This is a genomic window from Kitasatospora sp. SC0581, assembly GCF_048159585.1.
Classification (GTDB): Bacteria; Actinomycetota; Actinomycetes; order Streptomycetales; family Streptomycetaceae; genus Kitasatospora.
This window is the reverse complement of sequence record NZ_JBLRWA010000007.1, coordinates 39049-52899: the sequence shown is the minus strand read 5'-3', so window position 1 is coordinate 52899 and position 13851 is coordinate 39049. Positions and strand designations below refer to the sequence as shown.

General features: G+C 73.1%; 11 protein-coding genes. 2 read left to right on the top strand and 9 right to left on the bottom strand.

Going from position 1 to position 13851, the window contains the following annotated elements; all coding sequences use genetic code 11:
- Positions 1 to 261: 261 nt before the first annotated feature.
- The 8 genes from ACLWS4_RS14290 to ACLWS4_RS14255 form a co-directional block, all read right to left on the bottom strand.
- A complete protein-coding gene (locus ACLWS4_RS14290) occupies positions 262 to 1188 on the bottom strand; it encodes a ribosome-inactivating family protein (protein WP_416874296.1) in 927 nt (308 codons plus the stop codon).
- Between the two features lie 439 nt (positions 1189 to 1627).
- On the bottom strand, positions 1628 to 2584 hold the full coding sequence (locus tag ACLWS4_RS14285; RefSeq protein WP_416874295.1) for a helix-turn-helix domain-containing protein: 957 nt from the start codon (positions 2582 to 2584) through the stop codon (positions 1628 to 1630).
- A gap of 119 nt (positions 2585 to 2703) precedes the next feature.
- Complete coding sequence (locus tag ACLWS4_RS14280; RefSeq protein WP_416874294.1) at positions 2704 to 3522, bottom strand: carbohydrate ABC transporter permease; 819 nt, start codon at positions 3520 to 3522, stop codon at positions 2704 to 2706.
- The gene (locus ACLWS4_RS14275) at positions 3519 to 4457 is read right to left on the bottom strand and encodes a carbohydrate ABC transporter permease (RefSeq protein WP_416874293.1); all 939 of its coding nucleotides are present in this window, start codon (positions 4455 to 4457) and stop codon (positions 3519 to 3521) included. Before ACLWS4_RS14275 ends, ACLWS4_RS14280 begins: the two co-directional genes overlap by 4 nt.
- Positions 4429 to 5616 (bottom strand): sugar ABC transporter substrate-binding protein, encoded by a 1188-nt coding sequence (locus tag ACLWS4_RS14270; RefSeq protein ID WP_416874292.1) that lies wholly within the window; start codon positions 5614 to 5616, stop codon positions 4429 to 4431. The genes ACLWS4_RS14275 and ACLWS4_RS14270 overlap by 29 nt, the downstream gene beginning before the upstream one ends.
- A 130-nt stretch (positions 5617 to 5746) precedes the next feature.
- Positions 5747 to 6484, bottom strand: a complete 738-nt coding sequence (locus ACLWS4_RS14265) for an alpha/beta fold hydrolase (RefSeq protein WP_416874291.1) — start codon at positions 6482 to 6484, stop codon at positions 5747 to 5749.
- A 417-nt stretch (positions 6485 to 6901) separates the two neighbouring features.
- Complete coding sequence (locus ACLWS4_RS14260; protein ID WP_416874290.1) at positions 6902 to 9652, bottom strand: helix-turn-helix transcriptional regulator; 2751 nt, start codon at positions 9650 to 9652, stop codon at positions 6902 to 6904.
- A 139-nt stretch (positions 9653 to 9791) separates the two neighbouring features.
- Positions 9792 to 10250, bottom strand: a complete 459-nt coding sequence (locus ACLWS4_RS14255) for an SsgA family sporulation/cell division regulator (protein ID WP_416874289.1) — start codon at positions 10248 to 10250, stop codon at positions 9792 to 9794.
- A gap of 610 nt (positions 10251 to 10860) precedes the next feature.
- On the opposite strand from ACLWS4_RS14255, the gene ACLWS4_RS14250 reads away from it, so the two are divergent.
- Complete coding sequence (locus ACLWS4_RS14250; RefSeq protein ID WP_416874288.1) at positions 10861 to 11748, top strand: helix-turn-helix domain-containing protein; 888 nt, start codon at positions 10861 to 10863, stop codon at positions 11746 to 11748.
- Positions 11749 to 12031: 283 nt separating this feature from the next.
- Here ACLWS4_RS14250 and ACLWS4_RS14245 read toward each other — a convergent pair whose 3' ends face one another.
- On the bottom strand, positions 12032 to 12868 hold the full coding sequence (locus ACLWS4_RS14245; RefSeq protein ID WP_416874287.1) for an alpha/beta fold hydrolase: 837 nt from the start codon (positions 12866 to 12868) through the stop codon (positions 12032 to 12034).
- Positions 12869 to 13119: 251 nt separating this feature from the next.
- Between ACLWS4_RS14245 and ACLWS4_RS14240 the strand changes: the two genes are divergently transcribed.
- Positions 13120 to 13674 (top strand): Dps family protein, encoded by a 555-nt coding sequence (locus ACLWS4_RS14240; protein WP_388045117.1) that lies wholly within the window; start codon positions 13120 to 13122, stop codon positions 13672 to 13674.
- Positions 13675 to 13851 lie beyond the last annotated feature (177 nt).

Genomic DNA, 13851 nt, shown 5'->3' with positions numbered 1-13851 from the left:
GCTGATGACGTTGCACTACAACCGTGCCATGCCCGCCGGTACGCGTCTCTACGCCCTTAGGGGTCGTTCCTCAGGGGCCGGTCCGGGTGGCAGTCCCAGCGGTCGCCGCCTCGGGAGACGGTGACGGACCGCACGGCCGCGTGGCCCCTGGCGATGAGGCGGCGCGCGAGCCCTCGCCGGGTAGGGCTTCGCGTGCCGCACCCGGTCTTCCCGTCGGGGGCTCTCTCCGGCCGGGGCCCGGCCGCGGTCGGCGCAGGGCCGTCAGAGTTCGTCGTGGTTCCAGTCCCCGTTGTCGGTGTGGGGGCCGCCCATGGTCATCTGCACGTACCGGCGCAGGGTGCCGAGGTTGTCGACCCTCCCGACGGTCGGAATGTCGACCGGGGTCGCGTTCAGGCCCGCCGCGCTGCGTTCGTAGAAGCGGGACAGGGCGTCCCAGGAGTTCTCCAGGTACTGCTGCTGGATCGGCAGGCTCCGCACGTTCCAGTCGGTCATCGCCGCGCGGAAGGTGCCCTCGACGTCGTTGAACCGGGCGGCCTCGGACAGCGACTGGATCATCAGGCTCAGCGACCGGGCGGTCGCCTGGCGGTTGCCCCACGGGTTGTTCTCGCCCGCCAGGTGCAGGATGGAGCCCCGCATGTCGTTCCAGCTGATGGGCATGGACTCCCGGCCCCGGCCGGCCGCCGTGGAGAGCGAGTTGTAGTTGGAGCCGAAGTTCAGGGTCTGGACGTTACGGCTGACCGGCGGCGCCGGGGTGGTGGTCTCCGAGATCCGCGACTGCAGGGCACCGTTGAGGTCGTTGAACTGATAGGTGTCGCCGTACTGGTTGGAGTAGCCCCACAGGTAGAGGTTGGAGGGGTTGATCCAGAGTTCGACGTGGCGGCGCTGGCCCCGGTCGTCGAGCGCGGACAGCGAGACCTGGACGAGACCGATGTCCTCCAACTGCGTCTGCTGCAAGCCGTAACCCGAGACCGCCACCCGCAGGCTTCCCAGGAAGTTGGAGTACCGCATCCGCTCGTTGTCGCTGGGGCCTTCCGACAGGTCGAACCACACGTGGGACATGTGGCGCCACTCGGTGCGGGCCTCGGCGGTTCCGGCCGCGCCGAGCACGCCGGTGAGCGCCATGCTCAGGCCCACGCCCGCCAGGAGGACCGAACGGAGCCGTGCGCGAACGGTGGTGTGCCTCTTCATCGTCTTCTCTCTCGCCTGCCGGACCGACGGACTGACGATCCGTCCGATCCGGGAGCGGCACCGTTCGGGATGCCGCGGTTCTTCTTCCGGACAGCACTGTGCCACGCGGCGGGTCGCACCCGGGGCGGGTCGATCGGCCCGGGCGGGCGGCCTGCGGCCGGGCGGGCCGGGCGGCCGGTCGGATCGATGGCGGGGATGCGGGGGGCGCCACGGTGCGGCGCTTTGACCGTCAACTCGCTTGATGTCAAAGATATGTGACATGCAGTCAATGACCTTCGAAGAGCAGGGCGCGGGGCAGTGCCGCAGGTCCGTCGTTCGGGGAGAGCGCCCACGCCCGAACGCGCGCGTCCGGCATCGCGCCTCCGGAGAGGTGCAGAGTCGGCACAGTGACGGGCACTGACGGTCAAACCCGGTGGAGCGGCCGGCGGGGCGGCGGAGGTCACCGTGCCGGGTCGTTGCCGACCTGCCAGTCCCTGGGGGGCATGCCGTAGGCGGCGCGGAAGGCGCGGCTGAAGTGGCTGGAGCTGGTGAAGCCCCAGCGGCGGGCGATGCCCGCGACGCCGAGTTCCGCGGCGACCGGGCGCAGGAGGTCGCGGCTGCAGCGCTCCAGGCGTTGGGTGCGGATCCAGCTGCTGACCGTGGTGCCTTCGAGGTGGAAGAGCTTGTGGAGGAAGCGGACCGAGATGAAGTTGGCCTCCGCGATGGTGGACGGGGAGAGGTCCGGGTCGCGGAGGTTGCGCAGGATGTGGTCCTTGACCCGTTCCAGGGAGGCCGTGCTCCGCGGGGCCTGTCGGCGGGAGCGGCCGGAGCGGTCGTCGACGAGGAGGGCCAGCAGGTCGAGTGCGATGGCTGCGGTCCGTCGGCCGACGGCCTCGTCCAGGGCCGGCGCTTCGCGCGCCATCCGGGAGAAGTAGGTGGCGACCAGGGCGGCGCTGCCCGCGGCGCCGCTGAAGGGGGTGGCGGTCAGGGCTCGGAGGTCCCGCTCGGGGACGTCCAGCTCGGCGCGGGGGAAGCGGAAGGAGGTGAAGACGAACCCCTCCTCGATCTTCTTGTGGAAGACCCGGGAGGTGTCGGTGATGGAGAAGTCGCCCGGCCGGACGACCGACTCCCTGCCGTCCTGTTCCTTGAGCGCGGTGCCGCGCTCCTGCAGGCTGAGGATCAGCGACGGGGGGCCGTCGTCGGCGGTCGTGCGCCGGGTGCGCGTCACCGCCTGCGGTCCCGCCTGGACCCGCAGTATCCGGATCGGGCCGAGTTGGTGGCCGACGATCGCCCCGGGCGACGGAACCTCTTCCAGGAGGTCCACGGCCATCGGCACGAAGGCGTGGGACACCGCCTCGTGCCAGCTCTCCGCCCGGTCGGAGGCGGACAGTCGCGCGGTGGAGAGAGATGCGGGCACCGGGTTCCCCTCGGGTCGGTCGGCCACCGGTGGCCTTGTCCACCGCTGTACCGTCCGGACCACCATGTCAGCGGGCCCGGGGCGGGACATCGCGTGAACCTAGTAGATCGGGGGTGACCTCACTTCTCGGCCGCACCGGTGGCGGCGCCGGTGACGTGGCGCTGGGCGGCGACGAGCAGGACGGCGGCGGGCACGGAGGCCAGGACGGCGGTGGCCATGACGGCGTTCCAGCGGGTGGTGTGGGCGCCGAGGTACTGGTAGACGCCCAGGGTGATCGGCTGGACGGTGTCCGTGGTGGTCAGGGTGAGGGCGAAGAGGAAGTCGCTCCAGGCGAGGAGGAAGGTGAAGACGCCGGCTGTGATCAGTGCGTTCCGGCTCAACGGGAGCACCACGGAACGGAAGACGCGCAGTCGGCCGGCGCCGTCCACCCGCGCGGCCTCGACGATCTCCTCGGGGATGCTCCGCATGAACGAGTGCAGGACGACGATCGCGAAGGGGACGCCGGCGGTGGAGTCGGCGAGGACCAGCCCGAGGCGGGAGTTCAGGAGCCCCAGGTCGTTGTAGGCGCCGTAGAGCGCGTTGGCCACCACGATGCCCGGCACCGCCTGGGTGGTCAGGACGCCCAGGAGTACGACCCTGGTGCCGCGCAGGCGGAACCGGGCCAGCGCGTGGGCCGCCGGTGCGGCGAGCAGCAGGCTGAGCAGCGCGCTGCCGAGGGCCACCGTGAGGCTGGTGACGAGGTTGCGCCCCTGATCGCGCAGCGCGGTGGCGTATCCGCTGAGGTCCGGGTGGAGCGGGAACCAACCTCCGCGCAGGGTGTTGCCGGCCGGCTGGAGGGAGGCGTTCACCATCCAGTAGACGGGGAACAGCATCAGCGCGAGCAGGACGATCCCGACGAGGGTGGACAGCGGGCCGCCACGGCCGGGTGGGCGTTTCACGGGAGCGACTCTCCGACGGTCCGGGCGCGACGGTCGGCGCGCAGGTGGAGGACGGCGAACGCCAGCGAGAGGACGATGAGCAGGTTGCCCATCGCCGCGCCGCGCCCGAAGTCGAACTGCCGGAAGGACAGTTCGTAGGCCTGGGTGGCGATGGTCTCGGTGGCGCCGGCCGGCCCGCCGCCCGTGACCACCAGGATGACGTCCAGGGCCTTGACGGTGTAGACGACGCCCAGCACGAGCACCACGCGGACCACCGGCCGCAGCAGCGGCCAGGTGATGTGGCGGAACGAGGCCAGCGGACCGGCGCCGTCCAGCCTCGCCGCCTCGTACAGGTGCGGAGGGATGTCCTGCAGACCGCCGTACAGGATCGCGGTGTTGAAGGGGACGCCGACCCAGATGTTGACCAGGACCACCGACAGCAGCGCCTGGGAGGTGCCGGTGAGCCAGGGAACGCCGGACGACGTGAGGTGGAGGCCGCGCAGCACCGCGTTGACGACTCCGGTGTCGGGCTCGAGCATCCACTTCCAGACGGTTCCGGAGGCGACCAGCGGCAGCAGCCACGGCAGGAGCAGGAGTGACCGCAGCACGCCGCCGAGCGGGAAGCGGCGCCGGAAGAACAGGGCGAAGGCCAGGCCGAGGGCGAACTGCCCCAGGACCGAGCCCGCCGTGAACACGGCCGTGGTCAGCAGGGTCCGGGGGAAGGCGGAGGAGGAGAGGACCGCCGCGTAGTTCCGCAGGCCCGTGAACGGGGCGTCACCGGTGTAGAAGCTCGTGACGGTGTACTGCTGGAAGCCCGTCACGAGGTTGTCGACGATCGGGTAGCCGAAGAACAGCAGCAGGTACGCCGCGGCGGGCGCGATGAAGAGCCACCGGGTCCATCGCTCCCCGCGCCGGACCGGCGACGGGTCAGCGGCCCGCGGCGGTCTGCTGCGCATGGCCGAGGGCTTCCTCCGGTGTCTGTTCGCCTGTCAGCGCGGACTGGATCGCGGTGTAGATCCCCGTCGCCGCCCTGGGCCACTCGACGCCGAGCTCGCTGGTACGGGCGCGCGCCGCCGTCACGCTCTGGGCGAAGGCGGCCACCGACGGGTTCTCCTCGGCGTGCTGTGCGGCCACCGCGGTGCGGGAGGGCACGGTGTGGTGATCCCGGGCCACGGTGAGCATGTTCGAGGGGGAGTTCAGGCAGGCGAGGACCTGGGCGGCCTTCTCCTGCCGGGCCTTGGAGGGGTTCTGCGGCACCGTCCATACCTCTCCGCCGAGCGGGGTGACCAGGGTCTGCCCCGGACGGGGGACGGGTACGGGTGCCACTCCCCAGTGCAGGTCCGCATCCTGTTCCAGGGCGGGGACGCGCCACGGGCCGTTGAGCATCATGGCCGTCCGTCCGGCGAGGAACTGGTCGTGGACGTCGGCCTGGGTCCAGTTCAGCACCGACTTCGACATGGACCCGCTCTTCACCAGGTCGACCCAGAGCTGGAGCGCCTGCGCGGCCTCGGGGGCGTCCAACCGCCGCTCGTCACCGCCGTTGGACCACAGGAAGGGCAGGAACTGCCAGGTGCCCTCGAAGGTGGCGTTCGCGTCGACCGCCATGCCGTAGCGCCCGGGACGGGTCAGCGCGGCCGCGGCGGCCTTCAGCTCGTCCCAGGTCCGCGGGACGGCGAGGCCGGCCTCGGAGAGCATGTCCTTGTTGTAGATCAGGGCGACGGTGCTGACGTTGGGGGCCAGCCCGTACAGCCTGCCCTGGTAGCTGCCCGCGGACGCGATGCCCGGGGCGAAGCCGTCGGCGTCGATGCCGTAGCCGTCCAGCGGGGTCAGCGCGCCGGCCCGGGCGATCTGCTGCAGGTCGGGGTTGTCGAGCATCAGCAGGTCGGGGAGGGTCCGCGAGGAGGCCTGCTGCAGGACCTTGGGGATCAGGGACGCCCCCGGGACGCTCGTCTGTTCGACCCGGACCCCGACCGTCCGCCCGCACGCGGTGAGCAGGTCGCCCCACTGGGCGTGTTCGGTCCGGTCGGTGTAGTAGTCGAGCGCGGTGATGGTGGTGACCTCGCCCCCGGCTTGCCCGGCGCCGGTGGGGCGACCGCACCCGGTGGCGGCCGGCACCAGGAGGAGTATCCCGGTCAGGAGGGCGGCGATCCGCCGAGCCGACGATCTGGCCGGTGGAATCATGCTGGTGCCTCTGCCGGGTGCCTGGGGGGGAGGGTCCGATCGGACCCCTCCGTTCGAACGCATATTAAACACCCCCCGGAGTACCCAGGGCGTGCCCGGTGGCCTCCCGGATCATCGCCGCCACGGCGTCGGGCCGCGACAGCGGGAGGGCGTGCGAGGCGTCCAGCACGTACTCGGTGGCCGCCATGCGCTGGGCCATGAAGCGCTGGGCGGCGGGGTTGAGCATCCGGTCGGCGGTCGCGATGGCGTACCAGGACGGCTTGTCCGCCCAGGCCGGCGAGCCCGACCTGTCGGTCAGCGCGCCGCGGGCTATCGGGCGTTGTGCCGCGGCGAGCGCCTGCCCGGCCGCGGGTGACAGGTCGTCGGCGTACAGCGGCCGGAACCGTTCCGGGCGGATGGACACCTCGCTGTCGGCCCCGGAGGGGAGGGTGGTGGTGACGGTCGCGTCGGCCAGCGGGGAGGGGGCGAAGCGGTCGGTGATGTCCAGCACGCACTCGCCGGCGTCGAGGCCGAACGCGGCGGCGTAGCACAGGGCCACCACCTGGTCGGAGTCGTCGGCCGCCTGGGTGATGACCGCGCCGCCGTACCCGTGGCCGACCAGGACGACGGGGGTGCCGAGCTCGCGCAGCAGGCTGCGGACGCACGCGGCGTCCTGCGCCAGGCCGCGCAGCGGGTTGGCGGGGGCGTGCACCGTCAGACCGGCGGCGCGCAGCGGGCCGATGACCTCCGACCAGGACGAGGCGTCGGTGAAAGCCCCGTGCACCAGTACGACGGTCGGTGGAACGGGGGTGGGTCTGTGCATGCCGGTGGCCTTCGACTGGGCGGCGGAGCGGGACAGGGCGGAGGTCCAGCCAAGCGGACCGGCCGTGGCGGGGCATCGCGTGAACGTACCAGGGGGCGTGGCGAGCCCTGGCGGACCGTCCGGCGGTCAAGCGCGGGCTGCTCGACGATCCCGGGCGACGACCGGGACGGTCTGTGCGCTCTCGGGCGAACGGCGGTGCGCGGTCGGACAAACCCGGCGGTCGGGCGGCCCTAGCCTCGTGCCGCGAGTGACCTGAGCGACCACTACTTCGGAGACGCCGAGAAGACCGTGCTGAAACGACTCAGCTCCGCCCCGCCGACCCCGGCCCCGTCTCCAGGGGCCGCGACGGTGCCCGGGGCGGCCCGCCGGCGCCCGCGACGACGCGGCCCCCGCTGTCCGTCACCCACCTGATGCCCCTCAGGCCTCGGGGAGGGAGGCGACCAGGTTGGCGAGCTGGACCCGGGAGCCGATCGACAGCTTGCGGAACACGGACGTCAGATGGGTGTTGACGGTGTGCGGGGACACCACCAGCACGTCGGCGGCCGACCTGTTGGTGTGGCCCTGGGCGACGAGGCGGGCGACCTTCTCCTCCGAGGCCGTGAGGGCACCCCAGCCCTGGACGGGGCGCCGCAGCACGGTCGCCGTCCGGCGGGTGTCGGCCCCGGCGCCCTCCAGGACGCGGTGGACCTGCGCCGCCGCGGCGTGGGCGCCCGACTCGGCGAACGCGTCCTGCGCGTGCGTCAGCGCGGCCGCAGCCCGGCGTCGTCGCCCCGCGGCCAGGAGGGCCCGGCCGAGATCGGCGTGGGCGGCGGCCCGGGTCAGCGGGCGGGGGCTCGCCCCGAGCAGGTCCACGGCCTGTTCGAGCACGGCGGGGTCGTTCCGTACGAGCCCGCGGGCGTGCGCCGCTATGCCGGTGGCGGTCGGCACGGACGGGTTGCGTCCGGCGTGGGCCTCGGCCTGCGCGGCCAGGTCCTCGGCGAGCCGCTGCTCCCCGCCGCGCAGGGACATCCGGACCGCGGCGTCGACCCAGTCGCGCAGCAGCCGCCACCGCATGAAGGGCCCCTGCTCCTGCACCCGGCGGATCCGGTCGACGGCGAGTGCGACGTCCCCGTCGGCCTCGGCGTGGACGGCCTCCAGGAAGCGCACCGCGGCCGTGTTGCCCGGGTTCGGCTTGACGGCCAGTTGCTCCCGGGCGGCGAGCAGGTGCTCGCCGGCCGCCTCCCGGTCGCCGCGCAGCAGGGCGATCCGGGAGCGGATCACCCGGCCGTTCAGCTGCTGGACGGGCACCCGCACCTCGTCCTCCAGGCGCTCCATGGTCACGAAGCCGGCCTCGGCGTCGTCGAGCCGGCCGAGCCCCAGGTCGTGCTGGCCCTGGGCCCACAGCAGCATGGCCTGACGCACGGCACCGCCCCGGTCCGCCGCCCGCAGGAGCAGACGCTCGGCGGAGGCGAAGTCGTCCATGTGCACGTGTGCGACGACCTCCTCGGGGAGGAAGGTGGAGTCGATGGCGCTCAGCGCGGCGAAGCGCTCCAGCGCGACGGTGCTGTCCCCCGCGTTCAGCGCGATCTCGCCCAGCCCCGACAGGGCCAGCACGTGGGCCTCCCGGTCGCCGATCTCGATGGCGGTGCGCAGCGCGGTCTCGCCGGCCTCTTGTGCCGTGGCCACGTCGCGGCCCCGGGACAGGGCCAGGGCGCGCAGGGCGGCCAGCCGTGCGCAGATCTCCGGGGCGGAGCCGCCGGCGGCGAGCGCGGCCTCGGCCCGGCGGCGCAGTTCGTCGGCGAGGTCCATGGTCCACAGCGCCCCTCCCAGGGCGGACTGGAGCCGGCCGAAGGCCTCCAGCGGCGGCCGGTCGGCCAACAGCCGGTCGCCGGTCTCCAGCGCCTCGCGGTCACGGCCGGCCCGGGTCAGGCACAGGATTGCCTGCTCGCCCACCTCGAACTTCAACGCCCCTGCCGCCGGGGTCAGTTCGAGGGCGCGCAGCATCAGGTCGGCCGCCGGGCCGGGGGTGACCGCCAGCACGTCCTCGGCCGCTCGCCGCAGCAGCGCCACGGCCTCCTCGTCCCCGGGCACGGCGCCCCTGAGGATGTGCGGCACGGCGTCGGCCGGCTGCCGGCCCGCGGCGACCAGGCGGTGGGCGGCCTCGCGGTGCAGGGCCTTGCGGACCGACGGCGGGATGTCGGCGTAGACCGCCTGGCGCAGCAGATCGTGCCGGAAGACCAGGTGGTCGCCGTCGTCGTCCAGGAGCTCGGCGCGCACCGCTTCCTCGAGCGCCGGGAGCAGGGCGGCGGCCGGGCGGTCGCAGAGCACGGCGGCGTCGTCGAAGCCGAACCGGCGGCCCAGCACCGCGCCCATCTGGAGGAAGCACAGCGTCTCGGGCTGCAGGGACCGGAGCCTGCCGCGCACGCCGACCACGAGCCGGGAGGGTACGACGTCCTGCGCGGCGTCGGCGGCCCGCAGCCCGGCCAGCATCTCGACCGCCAGGAACGGGTTGCCGCCGGCGCCGTCGAGCAGGTCCCGCACCCACGGGTCGACCGCCGGCCCGAGCGTGTCGTCGGTCAGTTGGCCGATGGCCGCGCCGGACAGCGGGCCCAGCGACACCGCGACCGTCGGAAGGTCGCCGGCGGCGGCCGCCACGATCTCCTCCGCCGGGCCCGCGGGCTCACGGCGCCCGGTCAGCATCCACAGGACCGGCGAGGTCCGCAGGCGGGCCGGCAACTGCTGCAGGGCGAACCGGCTCAGTGCGTCGGCCCACTGCACGTCGTCCAGACCGATCAGCACCGGGGCGTCGGCGGCCCGGGCCTCGATCGCCTCCGCCAGGCGCTCCACGAACCAGATCCGCTGGTCGTGGTTGCGGGCGAGATCGGCGAGGTCGTCGCCGGACAGCAGCGGCCGGTCACTGTGCAGGATGCTGGCCGCCAACGACGAGAACGGCACGATGTGGTGCAACTCGTCGGCCTTGCCGAGGCCCACGGAGAACCCCGCCGCGGCGGCCCGGGAGACGGCCTCGGCGAGCAGGGTGGTCTTGCCGATGCCCGGTTCCCCCTGGATCAGGGCCAGTCCGCCACTGCCGGTGCCGGCCACCGACGTGATCAGCGCCTGGAGCCGTGCGAGCTCGGCCTCGCGGCCGCGCAGACCACGATGGGACAGCGGACCGCCTGACCCTGCCATTCGAGCTTCTTCCCGTCCACCCACGCCGACCGGAGTCGGGTTCCGGCCGTGCCGTCGTCCCGAGCTTCTGTCCCAGGCGCTACCAGAGGGTACGCGGTGGTGGTCGGCCGCTGCGCCGCAGGTGGCGGCAGCGGGACCCTCAGCCGGTGCGGCCGGGCAGCACGGCGTCCCAGTCGATCGCGTCGGCCTCGGTGCCCGGGGGGACGAGGGCGAAGGTCTCCCGGCGGAGCCAGCGCCGCACCTGACGGGACGGGAGGTCGATCAGGACGACCTCGTCGCCGTTGCGGAGCATGACGCGCAGGGCCGCCCGGCCGTGGCAGGTGCAGGGGGGCCAGATCCGGACGTCGCCGTGGCCGGCCGGCCGCTGCAGTCCCTCCCAGAGGAGGTCGCGGGAGAACTGCCAGACGCCCGCCTCGGCGGCCGGCCCGAGGAACTCGAGCGCGACGGCCATCGGGTCGTCGCTGCGGTAGCCCAGGCGCACGGGGACGTCGAGGGACTGGTGCTCGCCCAGGACGAGTCGGGCGTCGAGGAGGACCTCGGTGCAGGTGGCCTCCGGGCGGGGCTGGGAGGAGCCGGGCAGCGACTGGTGGGCAGGCATGGATTCTCCTGGGGCGGTGTCGGTGTCGGTGTCGGGGCGAGTGTCGGGTGCCGGCGCGCGAGAGGTGGGGCGGGGCCGGGCGGGGCGGCGCGGTGGTCGGCCCGGGCCCCGGGGAATGCCGTGGACCCGGAGGTGGCGGATCCGCCGTTCAGGCTAGGAAAGGGGGTCGGCGGGAATGTTCCGGCGGTGCACGGCGACGTGACGACCCGTGCACCTTCCCGGCCGCCGGGCCGGCCGGGAAGCGGGTTCGTCGTGGCCGTTCCCGTTGGAGGGGAGCGGTGCGGTCAGGCGGTTCCACCGATCGCCGCCGGGTCGCTGCCGGTGGCCGAACTTCGTTGCCCGGCAAGCTCTTTGGCGTTCAGTCCGAGGCACCGTCAAGGCCTTCGCGGAGGAGCGGACGCCGCTCGGGATGAGCGCCCTCCAGGTCGGCGGAGCCGCTGGAAGCCCGGTTTGTTGAATGTTTGTCCAGTTGTTCCGCTCCTTGTATGAATGGCGCCAGAAGAACGTCCCCTCCTGAGCGCCCCGTTGTCCGGCGCCGCCGCCCCGCCGTGCGGCGAGCCGCTCTCGCCGGCATTCGCACAGCACCACTTCCAACCGGTCGGAGTCTCCCGTGAACCAGTCGGGTCCCTCGCCCCTGCCCGCAACCCCCGCGCCCGAAGCCGAAGCCCACCTGCTCGGCCAGGCCGCCCGCGGTGGCGGCAACGGCTGCATCGACATCCTCCCCCCGCCGCCCGGGACCGATCCCGAGGACTGCCTCTACGTCGCCCTGCACGTCCACGGCGCGGCCTCCGTCCGACGTGGCGATGCCAGCACCGTGCTGGCTCCGGGGGACCTGCTGATCAGCGCCACCCCGCACCCGGCGGGCCTGTTGCGGGACTCCGATTGCCGGATGGTCCGCTTCCGCGTCCCCTGCTTCTATCTGGGTGTCCGCCAGAGCGACGTCCGGCGCGCGGGCGGGCTGATGGCGCGGGGGAACGAGGGGATCGGTTCGCTCGCGTCCCGGTTCCTCCACACCCTGGCCACCCGGACGCGGGCCCACCGGGCCCGGCCGCACCACCACCTCGCGCTCAGCGCCTCCGACATCGTCGCCATCCTGGTGACCGAGCTGCTCGACCGGGAGGACCCGGAACACCCCAACGGCCCGGCCGAGCTGCTGTCCCGGATCCGCGTCCACATCGAGCAGAACCTCGCCGACCCGAACCTCTCGCCCGGATCGATCGCCCGCTCGCAGCACATCTCGGTGCGCTACCTCCATAAGCTCTTCCAGCAGGACGGGATGACCGTGGGTCAGTGGGTGCGACGGCGCCGGCTGGACGCCTGCCGTCGGGAGCTGGGGCGCCCGTCCCGTCGGCAGGCCAGTGTGTCCGCCGTCGCGCACCGCTGGGGCTTCGTCAGCCACTCCCACTTCAGCCGGGCGTTCCGCGAGGCCTTCGGAATCTCGCCCCGTGAGTGGCAGGCCTACGCCACCCGGACCGAGGGCGACCACCCCGCCTCCTGATCGCGACACCGTGCACACGGCGCTGCACCGCCCGTCCTGGTGAGGACGGGCGGTGCAGCGCCGTGTGCAGGGTACGGAGGTCGGCGGTCGGTGCGGATCTCCGCGACGTGGCCGCCCGGGAACCGGACCATCGCGACATGGTGCGCGCCCGGCGCCCGCGGGAAGCGGGCGCCGGGCGCGGGTCAGTGGTCGCTACCGCCGTCGCCGGCCGGGCCTGGGACCGGTGACGGCTGTACCGACGACGGGGCGGGCGGCCGCCGTCCCCCGACGGCGGCCGCCCGGGTCACTTCGCGAGGAAGGCGAGCAGCGCGGTGTTGACCTCCTCGGCGTGGGTCCACAGCAGGCCGTGCGGCGCGCCCTCGATCTCCACGTACTCGGCGGAGGGCAGCGCGCGGTGGAACGGCCGGGCCGTGTTCTCCACCGGCAGGATGCGGTCGCCGGTGCCGTGCAGGATCAGGGTGGGGACGTCGATGCGCGGGATGTCGGCGCGGAAGTCCGTGTACCAGGTGGTCGGGGCGGCCGAAGCGGCGAAGGACCCGCCGCTCGCCGCGACGTCCCAGCTGTTGCGGACGGCCTCCTCGCTGATCCGGCTGCCGAGGTTCTCGTCCAGGTTGTAGAAGTCCTGGTAGAAGGCGGTGTAGTAGGCGTACCGGTCGGCCTTCACGGCGGCGACGATGCCGTCGAAGAAGTCCTTCGTGGCAACGCCGTCCGGGTTGTCGTCGGTCTTCAGCAGGAACGGCTCCAGGGAGGCCAGGAAGGCGACCTTGGCGATGCGGGCCGAACCGTAGGTGGACACGTACCGGGCGACCTCGCCGGTGCCCATCGAGAAGCCGACCAGCACGGCGTCCCGCAGGTCGAGGGTCTCCAGCACGGTGTTGAGGTCGGCGGCGAAGGTGTCGTAGTCGTAGCCGGTGGTCGGCTGCGAGGACTGGCCGAAGCCGCGCCGGTCGTACGTGACGACCCGGTAGCCGGCGGCCAGCAGTTCGGCGCTCTGCCGCTCCCAGGAGTGTCCGCTCAGCGGGAAGCCGTGGATCAGGACGACCGGCTGCCCGGTGCCGTGGTCCTCGTAGTAGAGGTCGATGGAGGCGGAGTTCTCCTGGCCAACGGTGATGAACGGCATGGTTTTTCCTATCTCTCGGTCAGCGGATGGCTGCGATGGGGCTCACGCTAGGGGCGGCTGTCACCGGCCGGTTGCCTCGGAGAGCACCCGGTGTCGCCCGAGAGCGCTCCGGGTGCGCCGGGCGATTCACACAGGCCCGAATCCTTTGCGGGTGCGCGGAAGGAACGCAGGCGGTGCGCCGTCGGGACAGGCCGAGGGCCCGCGCGTTCCTAACCTGATCCCCGAACCATCCGGCCATTCCCAGGAGCACCATGAGCAGCCAGCCACACCTTCACCAACACGCGGCGGAGATCCAGGAGTTCGGCACCGTCACCCAGTTGCCGATCGCGCTCTCCCACGACGCCCGGCAGTACTCGTGCCAGCGGCTCAACCGCGTCCTCGCGGACACCCAGTTCCTGTACTCGCTGTACAAGAAGTGCCACTGGGGCATGCGCGGGCCGACCGCCTACCAGCTGCACCTGCTCTTCGACAAGCACGCCCGGGAGCAGCTGGAGCTGGTCGACGCGCTCGCCGAACGGGTGCAGACGCTCGGCGGCGTCGCCGTGGGCGACCCCCGGCACGCCGCGCTGATCACCGGGGTGCCGCGCCCGCCGGACGGCGCGGAGGACGTGCACTCGATGCTCTCGCGCCTGCTCGACGCGCACGAGACCATCCTCGCAGACGTCCGCGACGCCGCCACCCGTACGGCGGGGCTCGGGGACGACGGCACCCAGGACCTCCTGGTCTCCCAGATCATCCGCACCGGCGAGACCCAGGTCTGGTTCCTCGCCGAGCACCTGGTCGTCACCCCCGAGACCGGGGCGTGACCGCGGGCCGGGACCGTTCGTCGGCGGGCCCGGCCCGCTCAGTGCCGGGTCCGCTCGTCGGCGGGCCCGGCACTTTTCCATGCCGTCCACCGGCTCCGGGGTCGCGGACTCCGCGGGCCGTGGACGAAATGCGATTCGGCTGTGCTCGTACCCGGTCCTCGGGTACGAGCACAGCCG

Bases quoted from the DNA above. Each gene is read 5' to 3' on its own strand.
- ACLWS4_RS14290 (WP_416874296.1), bottom strand. From the start codon at position 1,188: ATGAAGAGGCACACCACCGTTCGCGCACGGCTCCGTTCGGTCCTCCTG.
- ACLWS4_RS14275 (WP_416874293.1), bottom strand. From the start codon at position 4,457: ATGCGCAGCAGACCGCCGCGGGCCGCTGACCCGTCGCCGGTCCGGCGC.
- ACLWS4_RS14265 (WP_416874291.1), bottom strand. From the start codon at position 6,484: ATGCACAGACCCACCCCCGTTCCACCGACCGTCGTACTGGTGCACGGG.
- ACLWS4_RS14240 (WP_388045117.1), top strand. From the start codon at position 13,120: ATGAGCAGCCAGCCACACCTTCACCAACACGCGGCGGAGATCCAGGAG.
- ACLWS4_RS14255 (WP_416874289.1), bottom strand. From the start codon at position 10,250: ATGCCTGCCCACCAGTCGCTGCCCGGCTCCTCCCAGCCCCGCCCGGAG.
- ACLWS4_RS14260 (WP_416874290.1), bottom strand. From the start codon at position 9,652: ATGGCAGGGTCAGGCGGTCCGCTGTCCCATCGTGGTCTGCGCGGCCGC.
- ACLWS4_RS14245 (WP_416874287.1), bottom strand. From the start codon at position 12,868: ATGCCGTTCATCACCGTTGGCCAGGAGAACTCCGCCTCCATCGACCTC.